The following is a 22,782-nucleotide window of genomic DNA, read 5'->3' on the forward strand; positions in this document are numbered from 1 at the left end:
GCCGCTACGCGCTGAACTCCGCCGCGACCTCGCGCACGGTGTCGAGAAACGCGCCGAGCACCGCGGACGTATCGTCCGCGCGGTAGCGCGCCTGCAGCGATACCTCGAGCGCCGGCGGCAGCAGCGGCACGAACGCGACGCCGCCCGTCGAGATCTGCCGCGACGACGCGGGCAGCAGCGCGACGCCCAGCCCTTCACGCACCAGCGACAGCAGCGTGTGCACCTCGACGACCTCGTGCGCGATCCGCGGCGTGAAGCGCGCATCGACGCAGCTCTGCTGCAGGAAGCGCGCCAGTTGCGAATGCCGCAAGCCGAATGACACGAACTGCTCGCCGGCCAGCTCGCCGAGCGCGATCGCGTCGCGCGACGCGAGCGGATGGCCGGACGGCAGCACGGCCACGGCCGTTTCGCGCACCACGATCTCGCTGCGGATCGACGGGTCGTCCTGGAACAGCCGGAAGAAGCACACGTCGAGCCGCTTCTCCTTCAGCGCGTCGATCTGCGCGGCGGGCGTCATCTCGTGCAGCGACCAGTGCACGTGCGGATGGCGCTCGGCGAACACGCGCAACGCACGCGGAATCGGCACGACCATCGCCGAGCTGATGATGCCGACCGCAAGCCGCCCCACTTCACCGCGCCCCGCGCAACGCGTGAGATCGATCGCGCGATCGAACTGCGCGACGATCAGCGGCACCTGCTCCTTCAGTGTTTTCCCTGCCTCGGTCAATTCGACGCGATGCTGCGAGCGCACGAACAGCGCGGTGCCGAGCTGCTCCTCGAGCAGCCGGATCTGCTGGCTCAACGGTGGCTGCGAGATATGGAGCCGCGCGGCCGCGCGCCCGAAATGCAGTTCGTCGGCCAGCACCGCGAAGTAACGCAACACACGCATGTCCATATCGCAAACGTATCAAGAGCGTCAGTAAAAAATATTGTACAGAGCACATTCGGCTGGTGACACTCGGTCCCAAGCAGCAGTGCACGTCGCAGTGTGTCACTCGATGCCGGCGAGGGGAAGGCGCAAAAAAATAATGCGCCTTGCAAAGGGCCGCATGAATCCGACCGACAGGTCGCTTCATCGACGTGCCTGCCCGCGATACGGCAACCGGCCTTTCCGGTTCCTCTCAAGGAGATCGAGTAGATGATCATCGACACCAGCTGTTACCCGACGAATCTCGTCGACCTCGCATGGCGTCACGACGGCCCGCCGTTCACCGGCGAGCGCCTGATCGAGACGATGAACGGCCCGTTCCTCATCAACGGCAAACCGCGCCGCGTCGACAAGGCGTTCATCCAGCCGCCGCAAGGCAACACCATTTACACGTATACCGACGGCGAGAAGTCGGGCACCGAATCGATCGACGCGTACATGGCGTACACGGTCGAGATGGTGCGCAAGCACCCCGACCGCTTCATCGGCTGCTTCGTCTACAACCCGCGCTGCGGCGTGGAGAACGGCGTGAACGCGATCGATCACTACGTGCGCAAGCTCGGCTTCAAGATGGTGCAGTTCCAGGCCAACATGCATGCATACCGGCCCGATCGCGCACTCGACTGGCTGCGCCCCGCGCTGAAGAAATGCGCGGAACTCGGCGTGCTCGTGAAGCTGCACACCGGCGACGGCCCGTACAGCATCCCGACCGAGTGGGTGCCGATGATCAAGGAATTCCCGACGGTCAATTTCATCATGGCGCACTTCGGGGTGCAGACGGGCGGCGTCTACTGCTTCGAGCCGTTCCAGCTCGCGATGGACCTGCCGAACGTGTATTGCGAATCGGGCTGGTGCCTGCAGTCGCGGATCGTCGAATTCGCGAAGGTGCTGCCGAAGCACAAGATCCTGTTCGGCTCCGACACGCCGCCGAACGAACCGGGCATGTGGCTGCGGCTGCTCGAGGTGCTGTGCTTCGATCCGCCGCAAGGGATGAATCTCGACGAGGACACGCTCGAGGATTACCTCGGCAACAACACCGCGCGAATGATCGGCCTCGAACCGACGCCCGCGCCGCGCACCGTCGACGAAGCGAAAGCGCTGCTCGCCGCCTGACGCCCGCGCCCCTCTCTCCCGATTCCGGAGCATTGCATGATCATCGATACGCACCTGCACCCGACCAACCTCGTCGACGAGGCGTGGCGCCACACCGGCGAACCGTTCACCGGCGAACGCCTGCTGAAGATGATGGACGGCCCGTACATCATCAACGGCAAGCCGCGCCGCATCGACATGGGCTTCATCCAGCCGCCGCCGGGCAACACCGGCTATCGCGACGGCAACCGCCGCGGCCGTGAAGGCATTCGCGACTACATGGCGTATATCGCCGAGCTCACGCAGAAATACCCCGACCGCTTCATCGGCAACTTCACGTACAACCCGCGCTGGGGCCCGGAGAACGGCGCGGCGGAGCTCGAATTCCACATCAGGGAGTACGGCTTCAAGATGGTGAAGCTGCACGCGAACATGCACGGCTACCGGCCCGATCGCGCGCTCGACTGGCTGCGCCCGGCGATGAAGGTCTGCGCGAAGTACAACATCGTCGTGCTGATCCATACCGGTGACGGACCGTACACGATCCCGACGCAGTTCTATCCGATCATCCGCGAGTTTCCGATGGTGAACTTCATCATCGGTCACTTCGGAATCCAGACGGGTGGCAACTACTCGTTCGAAGCGTTCTGGATGGCGATGGATACGCCGAACGTGTACTGCGAATCGGGCTGGTGCTACCAGTCGCGGATCGTCGAGTTCGCCCGCGAGCTGCCGCGCAACAAGATCGTGTTCGGCACCGATTCGCCGCCGAACGAACCCGGCATGTGGCTGCGCGAGCTGGAAATGCTGTGCGGGCCCGCGCCGCAGGGGATGGATCTCGACGAGGACGGCCTCGAGGACTACATGGGCAACAACATCGCCCGCCTCGTCGGCATCGAGCCGACCAAGCCGCCGAAGGATCTCGACGAAGCGCAGAAGCGCCTCACGTCGACCTACCTGTAACGCGCCGGCAGCCGGATCGCGTGCCGCTCTGAACACGCGCGCGATCCGGCCTTTCCCCTTCCGCATCCGACGGAGTGCATCATGGCGTCCAGCCTTTTCGCCGAGCAGCAGGATTTTCATCACTTCGCGAACGCCTATCGCGAACGCTTTCCGGACGACGTGCTGACGCTCGCGCAGCCGCTGTCCGCCGACCAGGACGTCACGGCCGTCGTCGCGTCGCTCGCCGCGCGCGGGCGGCACGAGATGCTCGTCTGCGAGCGCGTCGACGGTCTGTCGACACCGCTCGTCACCAACGTATTTGCGTCCCGACCGCGCATCGGCCGGCTGTTCGGCGTCGATGCGAACGGCCTGTTCGACGCGTGGCAGCAACGTGCGAACGCACCCGTCGCGCCGGTCGTCGTGCCGCACGGCCCCGTGCTCGATCAGGTGACCGAAGGCGACGCGGTCGATCTCGCGCAGCTGCCGATGATCCGCCACTTCGAAACCGATCGCGGGCCCTACGTGACCAACGCGGTGATCGTCGCCGAAGATCCGGTGACGGGCGTCGCGAACCTCAGCTACCACCGCTCGATGCCGCATGCGCGCAACGCGCTGGCGACGAGCCTGCATTCGCGCGGCCATCTGTGGCGGATGCTGCAGACCGCGAAGGCGCGCGGCGACACGCTCAAGGTGGCGATGGTGATCGGCGCGCATCCGCTGTTCATGCTCGCGGCCGCCGCGCGCGTGCCGTTCGGCGCGGATGAGCGCGCGATTGCCGGCGGGCTGTTCGGCGCGCCGCTGCAGCTCGTGCGCACGCCGCGCCACGGCATCGGCGTGCCGGCCGCCGCCGAGTTCGTGCTCGAAGGCACGATCGATCCCGACGCGCATGCGGAAGAAGGCCCGTTCGGTGAATTCACCGGCTACTCGTCGGACCGCTCGACCAACAACGTGCTGCGCATCGACGCGATGATGCGGCGCAAGGATGCATGGCTCGTCGACGTGGTCGGCGGCCCGTATGCGGAGCACCTGACGCTCGCGCGGCTGCCGCGCGAAGCCGAGATGAGCGAAAAGCTGAAGGCGCGCTTTCCTTCCGTCACCGCGATCCACTATCCGAATTCCGGTACGCACTTTCACTGCTACGTCGCGCTGAAGCAGTCGCGCGACGGCGAGGCGCGCCAGATCATGCTCGCGCTGCTCGGCTGGGATCCGTACCTGAAGAACGTGGTCGCGGTCGACAGCGACGTCGACATCACCGACGACGCGCAGGTGCTGTGGGCCATCGCGACGCACTTCCAGCCGCACCGCGACCTGTTCGTCGTCGACGGCCTGCCCGGCAGCCCGCTCGATCCGTCGTCGTCGGCCGACGGCACGACGTCGCGGATGGGGATCGACGCGACGCGCGGCTCGCGTTTCGACGGCGTGCGCGCACGCGTCGGCGACGCCGCGATGCAGCGTGCCGCGCACGTGATCGCGCAACTCGGCGGAGCGTCGCGATGAGCGCGCGGCGGCTCGTGGTCGGCATCAGCGGCGCATCCGGCTTCGTGTACGGGATGCGGCTGCTCGCGCTGCTGCGCGACCTCGACATCGAGACGCACGTGGTCGTGTCGCGCGCCGCCGCGCTGACGATGGCGCACGAGACCGACTTCCGGCTGTCCGACATCACCGCGCTCGCGAGCGTGCTGTACCGCAGCGACGACATCGCGGCGCCGATTTCGAGCGGGTCGTTCCGCACGCTCGGGATGATCGTCGCGCCGTGTTCGATGAAGACGCTCGCCGAGATCGCGAGCGGTCTTTCCTCCGGCCTGATCTCGCGCGCGGCCGACGTCGTGCTGAAGGAGCGCCGCCGGCTCGTGCTGCTCGCACGCGAGACGCCGTACACGCTCACGCATTTGCGCAACATGGCCACCGTCACGGAGATGGGCGCGATCGTCGCGCCGCCGGTGCCGGCGTTCTACGCGCGCCCCGCTTCGCTCGACCAGATGATCGACCACACGCTCGGCCGCGTGCTCGACCTGTTCGACCTCGATTCCCGCACCGTCCGTCGCTGGAAAGACAACGCATCACAGCCGAACCCGCAGCCCAACCGACTCAACGGAGATGCCTCATGACCCACATCCACACCACCCACAGCGACGTCGAGAAGATTCCGGTCACCGTGCTCACCGGCTTTCTCGGCGCGGGCAAGACCACGCTGCTGAACTACATCCTGCGCGAGAAGCACGGCCGCAAGATCGCGGTGATCGAGAACGAGTTCGGCGAGATCGGCATCGACGGCGGCCTCGTGCTCGAATCGACCGAGGAAATCTACGAGATGACCAACGGCTGCGTGTGCTGCGTCGGCGCGGTGCGCGAGGATCTCGTGCGGATCGTGCGGATGCTCGTCGCGCGCCCCGACCGGCTCGATCACATCATCGTCGAGACGAGCGGCCTCGCCGATCCGTATCCGGTCGCGCAGACCTTCTTCCTCGACGATCCGATCGCGAAGGAGGTCGCGCTCGACGCGGTCGTCACGATGGTCGACGCGAAGCATATCCGCGCGCACCTCGACGATCTGGTGCTCGACGGCCGCGACAACCAGGCGGTCGACCAGATCGTCTGCGCGGACCGCATCGTGATCAACAAGGTCGACCTCGTCGACGCACCGGACGTCGATGCGCTGACCGCGCGGCTGCGCGCGCTGAACACGACGGCGGAGATCGTCACGTCGAGCTACGCGCAGGTCGATCTCGATCGCATCCTCGGCATCGGCGCGAACGAATTCGCGCAGATCCTCGTCGAGAGCGACGGGCTGCAGGCCGATGCGCCGCATGCGGACGAACACGCGCACGCGCATGAGCACGAGCACAAGCATGAGCACGACGACCACGCGCACGAAGCCCACGCACACGACGACGATCACGATCATCACGAACACGACGCCAGCGTGTCGTCGGTCGGCATCGAAGTCGACGCGGACGTCGATCTCGATGCGCTCGAGGCGTGGCTCGGCGAGCTGCGCCGCGCCGATACCGCGAACCTGTTCCGGATGAAAGGCATCCTCGCCGTGCAGGGCCGCGCGCAACGCTACGTGCTGCAGGGCGTGCACGGTGTGATCGAACTGCGCGCCGCGCAGGCGTGGGGGTGCGAGCCGCGCTCGTCACGCATCGTTTTCATCGGCCGCGATCTCGATCGCGCCGCGCTGACCGACCGTTTCCATGCCTGTCTCGCCGCGGCGGTCGCGGCCTGACGGGCACGCCAGGCGGGCGCATCGCGCGCCCGCCCGCAAACGAACTTCAGAGGACACGCCCATGAACGCTGCTTCACATCCCGTCGATCGGGTCCTGCCGCGCCGCCAGATGCTGACGCTCGGCCTGCAACACATGCTCGTCGCCTATATCGGCGCGATCGCGGTGCCGCTGATCGTCGCATCGGCGTTGAAGATGTCGCCCGCCGACACGACCGTGCTGATCAGCACCGCGCTGTTCTGTTCCGGCATCTCGACGATCCTGCAAACGGTCGGCGTCTGGAAACTCGGCGTGCGCCTGCCGATCCTGCAGGGCGTCGCGTTCAGCAGCGTCGGCCCCGTGATCGCGATCGGCCTGACGCCGGGCGTGGGGTTCGCCGGCGTGTGCGGCGCGGTGATCGGCGCGGGCATCATCACGACCTTCGCCGCGCCGCTGGTCGGCCGGCTGCGCCGCCTGTTCCCGCCGGTCGTGACCGGCTGCATCGTCACCGTGATCGGTCTGCAGCTGTTTCCGGTCGCGTACCAGTGGGCCGGCGGCGGCGACGCGGCGAAGCTGCAGTTCGGCGAGCTGTCGTTTCTCGCGGTCGCGCTCGTCGTCGCGGTCGTGATCCTCGCGGTCAACCGCTTCGCGAACGCGTTCCTGCGCAACCTGTCGGTGCTGATCGGGCTCGTCGCGGGCAGCCTGCTCGCGATCGCGCTCGGGATGGGCAACTTCACGAACGTCGCCGCCGCGCCATGGTTCACCGTGCCCTATCCGTTCCACTTCGGTACGCCGGTGTTCGCGATCGTGCCGGTGCTGACGATGGTCGTCGTGATGATCGTGCAGATGGTCGAGTCGATGGGCCTGTTCGTCGCGATCGGCGACATCGTCGAGAAGCAGGTGAGCGAGGAGGACGTCGTACGCGGGCTGCGGGCGAACGGCGTCGCGAGCGCGATCGCCGGCACGTTCGCCGCGTTCCCGTTCATCGCGTTCATGGAGAACGTCGGGCTCGTGATCCTGACCGGCGTGCGCAGCCGCTGGATCGTCGCGGTCAGCGGCATGCTGATGTGCGTCGTCGCGCTGGTGCCGAAGATCGGCGCGATCGTCGCGTCGACGCCGTCGGCCGCGCTCGGCGGTGCCGGAATCGCGATGTTCGGCGTGGTGGTCGCCGCCGGCGTGCAGACGCTCGCGAAAGTCGACTTCGAAGGCAACCGCTACAACGTGCTGATCGTCGGCTTCACGATCGCGACCGCGCTGATTCCGGTGATGGCGCCGAAGGTGTTCGCGCACATGCCCGACTGGACGCAGCCGTTCCTGCACAGCGGCGTCGTGCTCGCATGCCTCGTGTCGGTGCTGCTCAACGCGCTGCTCAACGGTGTGCCGGCGGCCGCCCCCGTTGAATCGCACGTCCATGCCGACGCCGCGCACGGCAGCCCGATGGCGCGCGAGTGCGACTGACGGGCTGCATGCCGCGCGCGGCATCGAGCCCGCGCGGCGCCTGGCGAACAACAACCCGACTATCCGTATCCGAGGAGACCCGACCATGAGCGTTCCTTCTTCTTCGCTGCTGATCCGCAACCCGATCGCGGTCATGAGCGGCCGCACCGGCGACGCCGCGCGGCTCGGCCAGGCCGACCTGCGCATCCGCGACGGCCGGATCGAGACGATTGCGCCCGATCTCACACCGCTGCCCGGCGAACGCGTGATCGACGCGACCGACTGCGTCGTCTACCCGGGCTGGGTCAACACGCATCACCACCTGTTCCAGAACCTGCTGAAGGCCGTGCCGGCCGGGATCAACGCCGGCCTGCAGGAATGGCTCGCGGCCGTGCCGTATCCGCGCGTCGCGCGCTTCACACCGGCACTCGCGCGCATCGCCGCACGGCTCGGCTTCGCCGAGCTGCTGCTGTCCGGCGTGACGACCTGCGCCGATCATCACTACCTGTATCACGCGGGCGGCACGACCGAGACCGGCGACCTGCTGTTCGACGAAGCGGCCAGCTTCGGGATGCGCTTCGTACTGTGCCGCGGCGGCGCATTGCAGGCGGCCGGCGATCATCCGGGCTTCGCCGGCACGGCATTGCAGCCCGAGACGCTCGACCAGATGCTTGCCGACATCGAGCGGCTGAAGGCGCGTTATCACGACGCGGGCACGGCATCGATGCGGCGCGTGGTCGTCGCCCCGACGACACCGACCTTCTCGCTGCCGCCCGACCTGCTGCCCGAAGTCGCGCGCGCCGCGCGCGGGATGGGCCTGCGGCTGCATTCGCACCTGTCGGAGACGACGCGTTACGTGGACTTCTGTCGCGAGCGCTACGGCAAGCTGCCGGTCGAATTCGTCGCCGAACACGAATGGCTCGGCCCGGACGTGTGGTTCGCGCACCTCGTCCATCTCGAGGAGAACGAAATCGCGCTGCTCGCCGAAACGGGCACCGGCTGCTCGCACTGCCCCGTCAGCAATGCGCGGCTCGGCAGCGGCATCGCGCCCGCGCCGCGCATGGCGGCGGCCGGCGTGCCGGTGTCGCTCGGCGTCGACGGTGTCGCGTCGAACGAATCCGGCAGCATGACGCACGAAGCGAATTTCGCCTGGCTCGTGCATCGTGCGGCGCACGGTGCGGCGGCCACCACCGCCGAGGAGGTGCTGCACTGGGGCACGCAAGGCGGCGCACGCGTGCTCGGGCTGAACGCGGTCGGCACGCTGGAGGCGGGCCAGGCCGCCGATCTCGTGCTGTACGACGTGAGCGGGCCGCGCTTCAACGGCTTCCACGACTACGCAATCGCCCCGGTTGCGGCCGGCGAGCCCGCGCCGGTGAAGTACAACATCGTGAACGGCCGCGTCGTGGTGGACAACGGCGAGATTCCGGGCCTCGACCTGGCCGCGCTGCGCCGCGAGGCCGTTGACGCCGTGCGGCAGTTGCTCGATTGAACGGACGCTCCGCGATGAATCCGCGCATCCGCGTCGGCATCCTGACGCCGTCGTCGAACACCGCGCTCGAACCGTTGACGACCGCGATCGTCGCCGGGCTGCCAGGCGTCAGCGTGCATTTCGCGCGCTTCACCGTGACCGAGATCCGACACGCCCGACGCCCGAAAGGCGCCGGGCGTGTCTCATCATCGCTTGTCGGCTTCCTCGACGAACATCTCGAACCACGCGTTCATCACGGCCCAGAAATCCACGGGCTCAAGCTCGGTCGGACGCTCGTGCCACCATAACCACCCGGCCGGGTTGCCACCGCTGGCCGCTTCACTCGAATCGACGCACAGCCAGTCACCGCTGCCGTTATGAAACACGGTGCGCACGAGATCCGGGTTCACGCCGAGCTTGCGTATCTCGACAGGCGTCAGGTCGAGCTTGCCGGCAAGCGCAGCCTGATCGGCGAGCGGCAACGGCCCCATCGAATTCGCGGGAAAGAACGTCCAGCCGTCATGCACGGTTTGATGGAAACGCCGCAGCGCTTCAGGCAGCGCAGTCCACGGTGGCGCATCATCCGGCCACCGCTCGCGCAACGGCGCGCGGCCGATGAAGAAATTCAGGTCGTCGTGCTCGACGGTGTACGGATACAGCAGCGCGACGTCGCCGCCGTCGTTGCGGAACACGGCCGGACGCGCGAGCTTGTCGCGAAAGAACTGCGCGACGCCCGGCAATCGATCGATGATGCCGGCCCACATCTGCACGAGCCTGTCCGCGAGCAGGTCGTCCGGCGCGGCGAGCAACGCGCGCCATGCAGGCGGCACGTCGACATCGGCCGGCATCTCGTCCGCCGCGAGCCAGACGTGGCCCGTCGCCCGAAAGCGCTTCAACTCCGCCGCATAATCCGCTGCGGTCAACTCGATCATCGCGTGTCACCCTCGAAGGCCGGAATCCGCGCATTCTACTGCCCGCGTCGGCACGACGATCGCGAATCGTCGCGCGCGGGCCACCTGTCGTGCGCAGGCCGCGCGCGTCCTCTTGGTGCCCCACGCCGTCGCGAGTATGCTTGCAGTTCGAACTGCTCTCCAACCCGGGCGCATCCGCGTCATCGCGGGCACGCGCCGCTCACCGTCACTCACCACTGATGGATTTCGACGTCATCGTTCTCGGCGCAGGCATCGTCGGCGTCTCCGCGGCACTCCACCTGCAGGATCGCGGGCGCAAGGTCGCCCTCGTCGATCGCGGCGCGCCCGGCGAAGGCACGAGCTTCGGCAACGCGGGGCTGATCGAGCGCTCGTCGGTCGAACCGTATCCGTTCCCGCGCAGCCCGTTCACGCTGATGCGCTATGCGCTGAACCGCTCGACCGATCTCTACTGGCACAGCGCGTCGCTGCCCGCATTCGCGCCGTGGCTCGCGCGTTTCTGGTGGGAATCGGCACCGCTGCGTCACGCGGCGGCGTCGCGCGACATGCTGCCGCTGATCGAGCGCTGCATCGTCGAGCACGACGCGCTGATCGCGCGGGCCGGCGCCGGCGAACTCATCCGCGCGAACGGCTGGCTGGAAGCGTTCCGCACGCCCGCGGCATTCGAACGCGGCGTGACCGAAGCCGGACTCACCGCGCGCCGTCACGGGCTCGGCATCACGCCGCTCGATGCGGCCGCGCTGAGCGCGCACGAACCGAGCCTCGCACCCGGCTTCTGCGGCGCGCTGCACTGGCTCGATCCGAAAAGCGTCGTCGACCCGTCCGCGCTCGTCAAAGCGTACGCGCAACTCTTCGTGCGAGGCGGCGGCACGCTGCTGACGGGCGACGCGGCGAGCCTCGACGCGCTGTCGCCGGGCTGGCAGGTCAGGACGCAGGACGGCATGGCGGCCGCGCCGGCCGTGGTCGTCGCGCTCGGCCCGTGGTCCGACACGGTGTTCGGCAAGTTCGGCTACACGATCCCGCTGCGCGAGAAGCGCGGCTATCACATGCACTACGCGCCGTCCGCGCGCGGCGTGCCGTCGGCGCCGATCGTCGATCGCGAATACGGTTACGTGATCGCGCCGATGAAGCGCGGGCTGCGGCTGACGACCGGCGTCGAGATCGCGCGGCGCGGCGTGCCGCCCACCGGCGTGCAGCTCGAACGCGCGGAACGCGTCGCGCGGCCCGTGTTCGGTTTCGGCGAGCGGCTCGACCCGCAACCCTGGCTCGGCTTCCGGCCGTGCACGCCCGACATGCGCCCGGTGATCGGCCCCGCGCCCGCGCATCGCGGGCTGTGGTTCGCGTTCGGGCACAACCATCACGGGCTGACGCTCGGCCCCGTCACCGGCCGCCTGCTGGCCGAGATGATGACGGGCGAAGCGCCGTTCACCGATCCGGCGCCGTATCGCGCGGATCGCTTCTGAACGGGCAACCGGTCACGCTTCGACCCGCGCTCAATCGAGCGCGCGGCCGAAGATGCGGATCACTTCGTCGAGATGCTCGGCCATCGCGCGGCGCGCGGCGTCCGGGTCGCGTGCGCGGATCGCATCGAGGATCGCGCGGTGTTCCAGCTCCGACCGGTGCGGCATGTCGTTCGGCATGTACAGCGACTGCAGCCGCTGGAACATCAGGTCGTACTTGTGCGCGAGCAGCTGCTTGATCATCAGCGCATACGCGGCGTTGTCGCTCGCCTCCGCGATGCGGATGTGAAACAGCCGGTCGCCCGGATGCGTGAGCGAGCCGCTGAGGTTGTCTGCCTGGTTGCGCAGGAACGCCTCGTGGATCCCTTCGATCTGCTCGTCCGAGCCGTGCTTCGCGGCCAGCGACGCCGCTTCCGGCTCGATCAGCCGGCGTGCCTGCAGCAACGCGAACGGCGGGATTTCGGTATCGAGGTCGAGTGCGATGCCGAGTTCGGGATCGATCTCGACGATCGTGAACGGCACGGCCTTCTCCGCAGCGACAGGCGCGGGCTCGGGTGCGGCGGCCGTTTCGGGATGGCGCACCTTCACGCCGTCGCCGACGCGCACGCTCACGAGTCCGCTCACTTCGAGCGCGATCAGCGCCTCGCGCACCGAGGTGCGCGACACACCGAACTGTTCGGCCAGTTCGCGCTCGGGCGGCAGGTAGCTGCCCGGCGGAAAATCGCCGGACTCGATCATCGCACTGAGCTTGTCGGCGATCTGCTGGTAGAGGCGGCGGTTCTGAATCGGCTGGATGGACATACGTCGGGACTGGTGATCGGTTTCGTTTCGGACGGCCGCGCGCGCATCGCACGCAACCGTTTGCGCCTATTCTAAAGGTTCGGCCCCGGGCATCGGCTGCAGCATCGATGCGACCGCAACCATCGACACACCGTGGCACCCGTCGCCATTCGTCCGACGAAGCCACGCCCCAACGCACACGACCGCGCGCTCACGTCGGCACCGCGTAGCAACGCGCGGCGGTGCCGCCCCACAGCGCGGTGCGCTCGGCCGCCGACAATCGCGATTCGGCCCAGCGCTCGATGATCGACGCCACTTCGTCATACGACGCGGCCAGCAGGCACACGGGCCAGTCCGACCCGAACATCAGCCGCTGCGGGCCGAACGCGTCGAGCGCCGCGTCGAGACACTGCTCGATGCGCCGGACGTCCTTCCCGCGCAGCCCGCGCTTCCAGTCGGCCTCGGTCACGAGCCCCGACAGCTTGCACACGACATGCGGCAGCGCGCCCAGCTCGCGCAACGCGGCGCGCCAGCGCGCGAGCGCCGTGTCGTCGCGCTCGAAGTCGGCGAGTGCGGGCTTGCCGACGTGATCGAGCACGAGCCAGTGCGCGTCGTGCCGCGCACAAAACGCCCACACCTCGCGCAACTGGCGCTCGAACACGAGCACGTCGTACACGTAGCCGTTCGCCTGCAGCCACGCGATGCCGCGGTTGAAGCCCGGCTCCGCGACGAACGCACCGGCATCGGCTTCGTCCTGCACCTGGTGACGAAACCCGCGCAGCTTCGGGCTGCGCCATTCGGCAATGCGATCCGCGAGCTGCGGCGCGGCGAGATCCTCCCAGCCGACCACCGCCGCGATGCGCGCATCGTCGCGCGCGAGATCGAGCAGGAACGCCGTCTCGTCGCGCCCGGCGCGCGCCTGCACCGCGATCGACGCGCCGATCGCCTGCGCATGCATCAGCGGCCACAGCGCATCGGGCAGGTAGTCGCGCGCGAGCACGCCCATGCCGGGGCCGATCCACGGGTAATCGGCGGCGCGATAGCGCCAGAAGTGCTGATGCGAATCGATACGCACTGAGCCCATGATGCCCTCGTGTCCGGTCGCCGCGGCGGCGTCGCGCGCCACCGCCGCGCGACGCAACGTTCAGTCGTACAACACCGCCGTGATCTTCGGATCGTCGATATTGGTCTTGTCGTACCAATAGAAACCGGTATCGATGACCTTCGGCAGCTTCTCGCCCTTGATCGCCTTCACGGCCGCCTCGACCGTCTTGTAGCCGATCCCGACCGGGTTCTGCGTGATCGCGCCGGCCATCAGCCCGCTGCGGATCGCGTCCTTCTGCTGCTTGCCGGAATCGTACCCGACGATCACGACCTTGCGCTTCATCTCGCGCACGCCGTTGACCACGCCGATCGCCGAGCCTTCGTTGGTGCCGAACAGCCCCTTGAGCTTCGGATACGCCTGCAGGATCGACTTCGTCACCTCGGTCGACTTCAGCTGGTCGCCTTCGCCGTACTGCACGGTCACGACCTGCACCTTCGGGTGCGCGGACTTCATCCGTTCGAGGAAGCCGTCGCGGCGGTCGATGCCGGTGCGGCTCGTCTGGTCGTGCGCGACCACGGCCACCTCGCCTTCGTCGCCGATCAGCGCGGCGAGCTTGTCGGCGGCGAGCGACGCGGCGGCCTTGTTGTTGGTCGCGGCCGTCGTCACCGGGATGTCGCTGTCCACGCCCGAGTCGAACGCGATCACCGGGATCTTCTCGGCCTGCGCCTTCTTCAAGAGCGGCAGCGCGGCCTTGCTGTCGAGCGCCGCGAAGCCGAGCGCGGCCGGCTTCTTCGCGATCGCGGCCGACAGCATGTCGATCTGCTTGTCGACCATCGCCTCGGTCTCCGGCCCTTCGAACGTCACCTTCACCTTGTAGTCCTTCGCGGCCTGCGTCGCGCCCGCTTTCACGGCCTGCCAGAACTGATGCTGGAAGCCCTTCGAGATCAGCGGGATGTAGGTTTCCTGCGCCTGCGCGCCGGCCGTGACGCCGACGGCGAACGTCAGCCCGACGATCGCGTTCAACACCTTGCTCCTGATCACTTCGCGTCTCCTTTTTTCGTATCGACTCAACCGACTGGAACGACTGGGACGCCGGCCGGGACCGGCGATGAAGCACCTGCCTGCGTGAATGCGACCGTCAGCGGCGCCGCCGGCGCAGGATATCGACGTAGACGGCGAGGATGATGATCACGCCCGTCACGACCGTCTGCCATTCCTGCGCGACCGACATGATGCGCAGGCCGTTCGTCAGCACGCTCATGATGAACGCGCCGATGATCGTGCCGACGATGCTGCCCGCGCCACCCGACAGCGACGTGCCGCCGATCACCACGGCCGCGATCGCATCGAGCTCGTAGCCCTGCCCGAGCGCCGGCTGCGCGGAATTCAGCCGCGACGCGATCAGCAGCCCGGCGATCCCGCACACCGCGCCGCTGAACGTGTAGACCGCGATCTTCCACGCATCGACGTTCACGCCCGACAGCCGCAGCGCTTCCTCGTTGCTGCCGAGCGCGAACGTGTAGCGGCCGAAGATCGTGCGGTTCAGCACGATCGACGCGCCGATCGCGACGAGGAACAGGATCAGCACCGCGTTCGGAATCGGCAGCGCCGGAATCAGGTTGCCGATCAATGAATCCTGCGCGATCGACGTGAAGCCCGGCGTGTCGTTGAAGTAGATCGGCCGCGTGCCCGAGATCACGAGCGACAGCCCCTTGAGCAGCATCATCATGCCGAGCGTCGCGATGAACGGCGGCACCTTCATCTTCGCGATCACGAAGCCCGACACGCTGCCCGACAGCGCGCCGAAGCCCAGCGCGGCCAGGATCCCGAGCGGCAGCGGCATCCCCCATTTCGTCAGCACGACGCCGGCCATCACCGCGCAGAACGTCATCAGCGTGCCGACCGACAGGTCGATGCCCGACGTGATGATCACGTAGGTGCAGGCGACGGCCAGCACGCCGTTCACCGCGGTGGCCTGCAGGATCGCGACGAGGTTGTCGACTTCGAGGAAGTTCGGCGACGCGACGCTGAAGAACACGATCAGCAGCACGAGGCTCGCGAACGCGAGCAGCTTCTGCCGCGCGGCCGGGTTGAAGAAGCGCGACTTCAGGCTCGATGCGCCGGCCGGCGTGTCGCCGGACGCGAGGGGCGGAACGGGATGCGTATCGTTGGACATGATCGGGTAAGCGTCTCGGCGTCTGATTCAGGACAATACGGTCGACTCGCGCTGCGTCGCGAGCTGCATGATCTTTTCCTGCGTGGCGTCGGCCGCGCGCAATTCGCCGGTCACGCGCCCTTCGCACATCACGAGAATCCGGTGGCTCATGCGCAGCACTTCGGGCAACTCCGACGAAATCATCACGATCGCCTTGCCGTCGGCGGCGAGCGCATCGAGCAGCTTGTAGATCTCGCTTTTCGCGCCGACGTCGATGCCCCGCGTCGGCTCGTCGAAGAACAGGATGTCGCAGTCGCGCAGCAGCCACTTCGCGATCACGATCTTCTGCTGGTTGCCGCCCGACAGCAGCCGCGCCGGCTGCGCGACCGACGGCGTGCGGATCGCGAGCTGCCGCACGTACGACTGCGCGGTGTCGCGCAACGCACGCGCGTCGAGGAACACGCCGCGGCGCACGAAGCGGCGCATGCTCGACAGCGCGATGTTGTTCTGCACGTCCATCCCGACCGCGAGCCCGAAGTGCTTGCGATCCTCGGACAGGTAGCCGATGCCGTGCTTCACCGCATCGGCCGGCGTGCGGATCGTCACGGGCTTGCCGTGCACGCGGATCTCGCCCGCATCGACCGGGTCCGCGCCGAACACCGCGCGCGCGACCTCGGTGCGGCCGGCGCCCATCAATCCGGCGAAGCCGAGAATCTCGCCGCGCCGCAGCGTGAAGCCGACATCGCGGATCGCGCGGCCGCGCGACAGCCCGCGCACTTCGAGCGCGACGTCGTTCGCCGATGTATCGGGCGGCGCGCGGAATTCGGTCCCGAGCTGGCGGCCGACCATCATCGCGATGATCGTGTCCATCGACGTGTCCGCCATCGGCACGGTCGCCACGTACTTGCCGTCGCGCATCACGGTCACGCGATCGGCGATCTGGCGCAGCTCGTCCATCTTGTGCGAGATGTAGACGATGCCGACACCATGCGCGCGCAGGTCGCCGATGATGCGGAACAGCTCGGCGATCTCCGCGTTGTTGAGCGCGGCGGTCGGCTCGTCCATGATCAGCACGCGCGAATCGAACGACAGCGCCTTCGCGATCTCGACCATCTGCTGCTTCGCCACCGTGAGCCGGCCGACCGGCGTACGCGGGTCGAGATCGAGCCGCATCCGCGCGAAGATCGCGGCCGCGTCGCGATTCAGCTTGTCTTCGTCGACGAACACGCCGAAGCGGCCGCGCGGCTCGCGGCCGATGAAGATGTTCTGCGCGACGCTCAGGTGGTTCATCAGGTTCAGTTCCTGATGGATGATGCCGATCCCGAGCGCCTGCGCGGCGCGTGGATCGGCGATCTCCACCGCGCGGCCGTCCATCCGGATCTCGCCTTCGTCGCGCGGGTAGACGCCCGCCAGGATCTTCATCAGCGTCGACTTGCCGGCACCGTTCTCGCCCATCAACGCATGCACTTCGCCCGCACGCAGGTCGAAATGGCAGTCGTCGAGCGCCTGCACGCCGGGGAAGCGCTTGCCGATGCCGGTCAGTGCGATCAACGGTGGCGCGGCGTTCGAAGTCAGGTCGGGTTGCATGGATCGCCGCCCTCAGCTGATCGCACGGTCGAGATGCGTATAGCCGCCGTCGACGAACAGCCACTGGCCCGTCGTGTGCGAGGCACGCGCCGACAGCAGGAACACGGCCGTATCGGCGATTTCGTCGGCCGTCGTGAAGCGTTGGCCGAGCGGCACCTTGCCCGCGATGCCGGCCAGCTTCGCGTCGGGGTCGTCGAAACTGTCGAGCCATCGCCGGTACAGCGGCGTCATCACCTCGGCCGGAATCACCGCGTTCACGCGCACGCCGTCGTCGCGCAACGCGACGGCCCATTCGCGCGTCAACGCGAGCTGCGCGCCCTTCGACGCGCAATAGCCGCTCGTGTTGCCCTGCCCGGTGACGGCCGTCTTCGACGAAACGTTGACGATCGCGCCACGCGTCGCCTTCAGGTGCGGCACGCTGTAGTGCGCCATCACGTAGTAGTGGATCAGGTTGCGTTCGAGCGACGCGACGAATGCGTCGCGCCCGGCATCGAGCCCGATGCTGTCGTTGACGCCCGCGTTGTTGACCAGGCCGTCGAGTCGGCCGAAGCGCGTGACCGTTTCCGCAACGGCATCGCGGCACTGCGCATCGTCCTGCAATTCGACCGAGAGGCACGCGGCCTGCGGCTGCTTCTGCACGAGGGCGCGCCAGAACGCATCGTCGGGCGCGTGGCGCGCGAACACCACCGGAATCGCACCTTCCTCGGCCAGCCGCATCGAGATCGCGGCGCCGATGCCCGACGCGCCGCCGGTCACGATCACGACCTTGTGTCGCAGATTCAAATCCACTTCGCGTCTCCGTCGTTCATGTTGTCGGCACGCTCGACGCGTGTCAGCCGCGGAACCGGTACTGCTCCAGCGATTCGGGCTTCATCTCGATCGAGAAACCGGGCGCCGTCGGCGGCATGTACGCCGCGCCGCGCACGACGCACGGTTCCACGAAATGTTCGTGCAGGTGATCGACGTACTCCGTCACGCGCCCTTCCTTGGTGCCGGCGATGCAGATGTAATCGATCATCGACAGATGCTGCACGTACTCGCACAACCCGACGCCGCCCGCATGCGGGCACACGGGCAGCCCGTACTTCGCGGCCATCAGCATCACCGCGAGAATCTCGTTCACGCCGCCGAGCCGGCACGCATCGATCTGCACGACGTCGATCGCGCCGCGCGCGATGAACTGCTTGAACAGCACGCGGTTCTGGCACATCTCGCCGGTCGCGACCTGCACGGGCGCGATCGCCTCGCGGATCTTGCGATGCCCCTCGACGTCGTCGGGGCTGGTCGGCTCCTCGATGAACCACGGCCGCGCGAACGCCAGCTCGCGCACCCAGTCGATCGCCTCGTCCACTTCCCACACCTGGTTCGCGTCGATCATCAGCTTGCGGTCCGGGCCGATCACCTCGCGCGCGATCGTCACGCGGCGGATATCGTCCGCCAGGTTCGCGCCGACCTTCAGCTTCACGTACTCGAACCCGGCGTCGACGGCTTCGCGGCACAGCCGCCGCAGCTTGTCGTCGCTGTAGCCGAGCCAGCCGGCCGACGTCGTGTAGCACGGGTAGCCGTCGCGCTCGAGCAGCGCGATCCGGTCGGCCTTGCCCGGCGCCTGCCGGCGCAGCAGGTCGAGCGCTTCGTCCGGCGTCAGGCAGTCGGTCAGGTAGCGGAAGTCGATCGCGCGCACCAGCTCCTCGGGGCTCATGTCGGCGACGAGCCGCCACAGCGGCTTGCGTTCGGCTTTCGCCCACAGATCCCACACCGCGTTGACGACCGCGCCCGTCGCCAGGTGGATCGCGCCCTTGTCGGGGCCGATCCAGCGCAACTGGCTGTCCGACGTGACGTGCCGCCAGAAGCGGCCCATGTCTTCGCGGATCCAGTCGAGATCGAGGCCGACGACGAGGTGACGCATCGCGTCGATCGCCGCGCAGCAGATTTCGTTGCCGCGCCCGATGGTGAACGTGAGCCCGTGACCTTCGAGCCCGTCATGGTCGGTTTCGAGCACGACGTAGGCCGCCGAATAATCGGGGTCCGGATTCATCGCGTCGGAGCCGTCGAGCTGGCGCGAGGTCGGGAAGCGCACGTCGAGGACGCGCATCGATCGAATGATAGGCATGACGAACCGTCCGTTAAAGGAAATCAGGCCTGCACGGTGCGCTGGCGTTGCTCGCCGAGCCCGTCGATGCCGAGCGTGATCACCTGTCCGGCGCGCAGATAGACGGGCGGCTTCTGCCCGAGGCCGACACCCGGCGGCGTGCCGGTCGAGATCACGTCGCCCGGCTGCAGGCTCATGAAGCGGCTCAGGTAGCTGATCAGGTGCGGCACGCGGAACACCATCGTCGCGGTCGTGCCGTTCTGGTAGCGATGGCCGTCCACTTCCAGCCACAGCCGCAGCGCATGCGGATCGGGCACTTCGTCGGCCGTCACGAGCCAGGGGCCAATCGGCCCGAACGTGTCGTTGCCCTTGCCCTTGTCCCACGTGCCGCCGCGTTCGAGCTGGAATTCGCGCTCCGACACGTCGTTCACGACGCAATAGCCGGCGACGTGCGACAGCGCGTCGGCTTCCGCGATGTAGCGGCCGCCCTGGCCGATCACCACGCCGAGCTCGACTTCCCAGTCGGTTTTTTCCGAGCCGCGCGGAATCTCGACGTCGTCGTTCGGCCCCGAGATCGCGCTCGTCCACTTGCCGAACACGACGGGCTCCTTCGGTACTTCCATCCCCGATTCAGCCGCGTGGTCGGAATAGTTGAGCCCGATGCAGATGAACTTGCCGACGCGGCCCACGCACGCGCCGAGCCGCGGCGTGCCTTCGACCAGCGGCAGCGACGACGGCGGAATGTCGCGCAGCCGCGCGAGCGAGGTGGGTGACAGCGCGTCGCCGGCGATGTCGTCGATCACGCCGGACAGGTCGCGGATATGGCCCTGCGCATCGAGCAGGCCCGGCTTTTCATGGTGTTTGTCGCCAAATCTCAGCAGTTTCATGTCGTGTTGAGCCGATACGGAAAGTGAATGGGAGGGCGCGGTCAGTTTGACCAGCCGCCGTCGATCAGGTGGATCGCGCCGGTCGTGAACGACGCTTCGTCGGACGCGAGGTACAGCGCGAGCGCGGCCACTTCCTCCGCGCGGCCGATGCGTCCGATCGGCTGGCGCGCGACGAACGCCTGGCGCACCTCGTCGGTCGACAGGTGGCGCGTGCGCGCCTGGTCCGCGATCCGCTGCTCCAGCGACGGCGATTCGATCGTGCCCGGGCAGATCGCGTTGCAGCGGATGCCGCGCTCGACGAAATCGGCGGCCACCGCCTTGGTCAGGCCGATCACGGCCGCCTTGGTCGTGCCGTAGACGAAGCGGTTGGGCACGCCCTTCACGCTCGACGCGGCCGACGCCATGTTGATGATCGACGCGCCGCCCGCTTCGAGCATCGCGGGCAGCAGCGCGCGGATCAGCCGGTACATCGACGTGACGTTCAGGTTCAGCGAGAACGCCCACGCTTCGTCGTCGCAGTCGAGGATCGAGCCGTGGTGCACGAAGCCCGCGCAGTTGAACAGCACGTCGAACGCGCGTTCGCTCGCGGCGAGCGCCGCGACGTCCTGCGCGTCCGTCACGTCGAGCCGACGCGTGGCCAGCCGGCCGCCCGCGCGCTCGGCGTCGGCCTCGAGCCGCACGAGCGCGGCTTCGTTGATGTCGGTCGCCAGCACGTCGGCGCCCTCGCTCGCGAACCGCAGCGCGGTCGCGCGGCCGATGCCCTGCCCGGCCGCCGTCACCAGCGCGCGTTTGCCCTGCAATCTCATGAGCACCTCCCGAAGAAGCCGGCCACCCGTCGGCCGATTGGCACAAAGGACTAAAGGTCCAACCAATCTTAGGAAGTGATTCCGCGTTTGTCACGGAATCAGGATTCAGTATTTACCCGGGTGGGGAAATCGGGCTGTTGAGCAAGGATTCGACGTTCGATAGCGCCCGGGAGCACCCCCCAGGATTCGGACAAATCCAATACCGGCGGGCCTTCCAGTCGATTCTTTCGCACAAGCGGCCCACGACATCCCGCCAAACTGACGAAAAAGTCATGTTCACGTCAGGGTCTCAACGGGATGCGCGCGCCATCATGACGTACCGGACTGCGCATCCGGTCCATCGCCACCCCGCCCGCGTTCGATCCCTGCGGGCACCTCCGTCCCCCCGGCGATGGGCTCCGTGACTGGGCGAGCAGACACGGCGCGCAGGCCGATTTTCCGCCCCGGGCTTCACGTCCGGGGCGTTTTTGTCTGTGGTTTCCAAGAAAATAAGCCTGGATTGTTTCTAAATCGGCAAAAGGTAATTTGAGCCAGACAGGATGTTTTTTCCGGTCACAGACGCTTACATTTAGCGCACCACTCATGGAAACCGCTACGGATTCGCCCTCGGGTAGTGACATCCACTGCCATGACCGAACCGCACGAGCTTTAGGAAACGGCAAAATGAAGGCCTCCAAATCCCTGCCTGCGCTCGATCCCGCCGACGTTCACGTCGAAATCCTCGAACGTTCCGATACGCTGCTCGTCGTCCGCTGGGTCGAGCCCGGCCGCTGTCACTACGGTGAACAGCGCTGGCGCCGCCGCTTCGCGCAACGCACCGGCACCTGTGCACTGTCGCGCCAGGTGATCCACCGCGGCGACGAAGTCTTCCGCCCGGCCGAACGCCCGGCGCCCGCGAACGCGGCCGCGATGATCTCCGCCGCCGAAGTGCTCGCACTGGCCGGCGGCAGGTAAATCCTGCCGTCCGCGCGTCACCGCACGCGGCGCCATCCGGTGCGCCGGCCCTAGAAGCGCCGGTCTAATTCCCCCGCTTGTCTGCCTCGCCCGCGCGCACTATCGTTACACCACTCAATGTAATGATTACGTGCCGCGGCCGCCCGGCCGCGCCGATGGAGGCAGACATGCATGCATGGAGCGCGCGCCACGTCCCGGCGCAAGGCGGCAAAGTCGCGGTCGTGACCGGCGCCAACAGCGGACTCGGCTGGCAACTGGCGGAAACGCTGGCCGCGAAAGGCGCGACGGTCGTGATGGGCTGCCGCGACGCGGCCCGCGCCGCACAGGCGGCCGATGCGATTCGCCGGCTCCATCCCGATGCCCGCGTCGAAGTCGACGCGCTCGACCTCGCCGATCTCGCGTCGATCGCGCGCTTCGCGGCCGATGTGGCCGAACGCCATGGGCGCGTCGATATCCTCTGCAACAACGCCGGCGTGATGTTCCTGCCGCTGCGTCATACGCACGACGGCTTCGAGATGCAGTTCGGCACCAACCACCTCGGCCATTTCGCGCTCACCGGCCATCTGCTGCCCGCGCTGCGTGCCGCGCGCCGTGCGCGAGTCGTGACGATGTCGAGCGGCCTCAACCGCGGCGGCCGGATCCGCGTCGACGACCTGCGCGCCGAGCACCGCTACAACCGTTATCTCGCCTATTGCGACAGCAAGCTCGCGAATCTCGTGTTCGCGATCGAGTTGCAGCGCCGTTTCGAGCGCGCGGCGTTCGCCGGGATCAGCGTGGCCGCGCACCCGGGCTACGCGGCGACCAACCTGCAGTTCGCGGGCCCCGCGATGGACCGCTCGCCCGCCCGTGCCGCGCTGATGCGCGCCGCGAACCGTTATCTCGCGCAGCCGGCCGACCAGGGCGCGCTGCCCGCGATTCATGCGGCAACCTCGCCCGATCTCGCCGGCGGCGCGTACATCGGGCCGTCCGGCTGGTTCGAGTCGCGCGGGCTGCCGGCGCCCGCGAGCGTGCCCCGAGCGG

Annotated in this window: 21 protein-coding genes and 1 pseudogene; 11 read left to right on the forward strand and 11 right to left on the reverse strand. The window is 67.8% G+C overall.

Annotation, left to right across the window (positions count from 1 at the left end; genetic code table 11):
* Positions 1 to 4 precede the first annotated feature (4 nt).
* Positions 5 to 895, reverse strand: a complete 891-nt coding sequence (locus G3N98_RS13400; RefSeq protein WP_089441835.1) for a LysR substrate-binding domain-containing protein — start codon at positions 893 to 895, stop codon at positions 5 to 7.
* A 243-nt stretch (positions 896 to 1,138) separates the two neighbouring features.
* Here G3N98_RS13400 and G3N98_RS13405 point away from each other — a divergent pair, with 243 nt between their 5' ends.
* The 8 genes and pseudogenes from G3N98_RS13405 to G3N98_RS39785 all read left to right on the forward strand — a co-directional run.
* The gene (locus tag G3N98_RS13405; protein ID WP_011354246.1) at positions 1,139 to 2,041 is read left to right on the forward strand and encodes an amidohydrolase family protein; all 903 of its coding nucleotides are present in this window, start codon (positions 1,139 to 1,141) and stop codon (positions 2,039 to 2,041) included.
* Positions 2,042 to 2,077: 36 nt separating this feature from the next.
* Positions 2,078 to 2,983: an amidohydrolase family protein gene (locus G3N98_RS13410; RefSeq protein WP_089462178.1), complete on the forward strand. Its 906-nt coding sequence runs from the start codon at positions 2,078 to 2,080 to the stop codon at positions 2,981 to 2,983.
* 81 nt (positions 2,984 to 3,064) lie between these two features.
* Positions 3,065 to 4,459, forward strand: a complete 1,395-nt coding sequence (locus tag G3N98_RS13415; protein ID WP_089475403.1) for a UbiD family decarboxylase — start codon at positions 3,065 to 3,067, stop codon at positions 4,457 to 4,459.
* Complete coding sequence (locus G3N98_RS13420; protein WP_206148427.1) at positions 4,456 to 5,070, forward strand: UbiX family flavin prenyltransferase; 615 nt, start codon at positions 4,456 to 4,458, stop codon at positions 5,068 to 5,070. The genes G3N98_RS13415 and G3N98_RS13420 overlap by 4 nt, the downstream gene beginning before the upstream one ends.
* Positions 5,067 to 6,188: a GTP-binding protein gene (locus G3N98_RS13425; protein WP_206148428.1), complete on the forward strand. Its 1,122-nt coding sequence runs from the start codon at positions 5,067 to 5,069 to the stop codon at positions 6,186 to 6,188. Before G3N98_RS13420 ends, G3N98_RS13425 begins: the two co-directional genes overlap by 4 nt.
* 61 nt (positions 6,189 to 6,249) lie before the next feature.
* Positions 6,250 to 7,623, forward strand: a complete 1,374-nt coding sequence (locus G3N98_RS13430; protein ID WP_175239153.1) for a nucleobase:cation symporter-2 family protein — start codon at positions 6,250 to 6,252, stop codon at positions 7,621 to 7,623.
* An 85-nt stretch (positions 7,624 to 7,708) separates the two neighbouring features.
* Positions 7,709 to 9,091, forward strand: a complete 1,383-nt coding sequence (locus tag G3N98_RS13435; protein WP_206148429.1) for an amidohydrolase family protein — start codon at positions 7,709 to 7,711, stop codon at positions 9,089 to 9,091.
* A gap of 14 nt (positions 9,092 to 9,105) precedes the next feature.
* A pseudogene (locus tag G3N98_RS39785) lies at positions 9,106 to 9,237 on the forward strand (Asp/Glu/hydantoin racemase); the annotation flags it as partial.
* Between the two features lie 39 nt (positions 9,238 to 9,276).
* Here G3N98_RS39785 and G3N98_RS13440 read toward each other — a convergent pair.
* Positions 9,277 to 10,002 (reverse strand): SMI1/KNR4 family protein, encoded by a 726-nt coding sequence (locus G3N98_RS13440; RefSeq protein WP_206148430.1) that lies wholly within the window; start codon positions 10,000 to 10,002, stop codon positions 9,277 to 9,279.
* A gap of 218 nt (positions 10,003 to 10,220) precedes the next feature.
* Between G3N98_RS13440 and G3N98_RS13445 the strand changes: the two genes are divergently transcribed.
* Positions 10,221 to 11,462 carry an FAD-binding oxidoreductase gene (locus G3N98_RS13445; RefSeq protein ID WP_206148431.1) on the forward strand — a complete coding sequence of 414 codons (1,242 nt, stop codon included), beginning with the start codon at positions 10,221 to 10,223 and terminating at the stop codon, positions 11,460 to 11,462.
* A 30-nt stretch (positions 11,463 to 11,492) separates the two neighbouring features.
* Here the strand turns inward: G3N98_RS13445 and G3N98_RS13450 are convergent, their stop codons facing one another.
* From G3N98_RS13450 to G3N98_RS13490, 9 genes are all read right to left on the reverse strand, one after another.
* Positions 11,493 to 12,260 carry a FadR/GntR family transcriptional regulator gene (locus G3N98_RS13450; RefSeq protein WP_089475410.1) on the reverse strand — a complete coding sequence of 256 codons (768 nt, stop codon included), beginning with the start codon at positions 12,258 to 12,260 and terminating at the stop codon, positions 11,493 to 11,495.
* A gap of 190 nt (positions 12,261 to 12,450) precedes the next feature.
* Positions 12,451 to 13,323: an amidohydrolase family protein gene (locus G3N98_RS13455; protein ID WP_206148432.1), complete on the reverse strand. Its 873-nt coding sequence runs from the start codon at positions 13,321 to 13,323 to the stop codon at positions 12,451 to 12,453.
* Positions 13,324 to 13,383: 60 nt separating this feature from the next.
* Positions 13,384 to 14,325, reverse strand: a complete 942-nt coding sequence (locus G3N98_RS13460) for an ABC transporter substrate-binding protein (RefSeq protein WP_206148433.1) — start codon at positions 14,323 to 14,325, stop codon at positions 13,384 to 13,386.
* 97 nt (positions 14,326 to 14,422) lie between these two features.
* A complete protein-coding gene (locus G3N98_RS13465) occupies positions 14,423 to 15,460 on the reverse strand; it encodes an ABC transporter permease (protein ID WP_206148434.1) in 1,038 nt (345 codons plus the stop codon).
* A 27-nt stretch (positions 15,461 to 15,487) separates the two neighbouring features.
* Positions 15,488 to 17,026 carry a sugar ABC transporter ATP-binding protein gene (locus tag G3N98_RS13470; RefSeq protein WP_206148435.1) on the reverse strand — a complete coding sequence of 513 codons (1,539 nt, stop codon included), beginning with the start codon at positions 17,024 to 17,026 and terminating at the stop codon, positions 15,488 to 15,490.
* Positions 17,027 to 17,038: 12 nt separating this feature from the next.
* On the reverse strand, positions 17,039 to 17,815 hold the full coding sequence (locus tag G3N98_RS13475; protein WP_206148436.1) for an SDR family oxidoreductase: 777 nt from the start codon (positions 17,813 to 17,815) through the stop codon (positions 17,039 to 17,041).
* Between the two features lie 43 nt (positions 17,816 to 17,858).
* Complete coding sequence (locus G3N98_RS13480) at positions 17,859 to 19,136, reverse strand: L-fuconate dehydratase (protein ID WP_206148437.1); 1,278 nt, start codon at positions 19,134 to 19,136, stop codon at positions 17,859 to 17,861.
* 23 nt (positions 19,137 to 19,159) lie between these two features.
* Positions 19,160 to 20,002: an ureidoglycolate lyase gene (locus tag G3N98_RS13485; RefSeq protein ID WP_206148438.1), complete on the reverse strand. Its 843-nt coding sequence runs from the start codon at positions 20,000 to 20,002 to the stop codon at positions 19,160 to 19,162.
* A 41-nt stretch (positions 20,003 to 20,043) separates the two neighbouring features.
* Positions 20,044 to 20,808, reverse strand: coding sequence for an SDR family oxidoreductase (locus G3N98_RS13490; protein ID WP_206148439.1), 765 nt, complete (start codon positions 20,806 to 20,808; stop codon positions 20,044 to 20,046).
* 663 nt (positions 20,809 to 21,471) lie between these two features.
* On the opposite strand from G3N98_RS13490, the gene G3N98_RS13495 reads away from it, so the two are divergent.
* Positions 21,472 to 21,762 (forward strand): DUF3331 domain-containing protein, encoded by a 291-nt coding sequence (locus G3N98_RS13495; RefSeq protein WP_039366241.1) that lies wholly within the window; start codon positions 21,472 to 21,474, stop codon positions 21,760 to 21,762.
* Between the two features lie 167 nt (positions 21,763 to 21,929).
* On the forward strand, positions 21,930 to 22,782 hold an 853-nt coding region (locus tag G3N98_RS13500), incomplete at its 3' end, for an oxidoreductase (RefSeq protein WP_206148440.1).

This window comes from Burkholderia sp. Tr-20390, assembly GCF_017104595.1.
Lineage (GTDB): Bacteria > Pseudomonadota > Gammaproteobacteria > Burkholderiales > Burkholderiaceae > Burkholderia.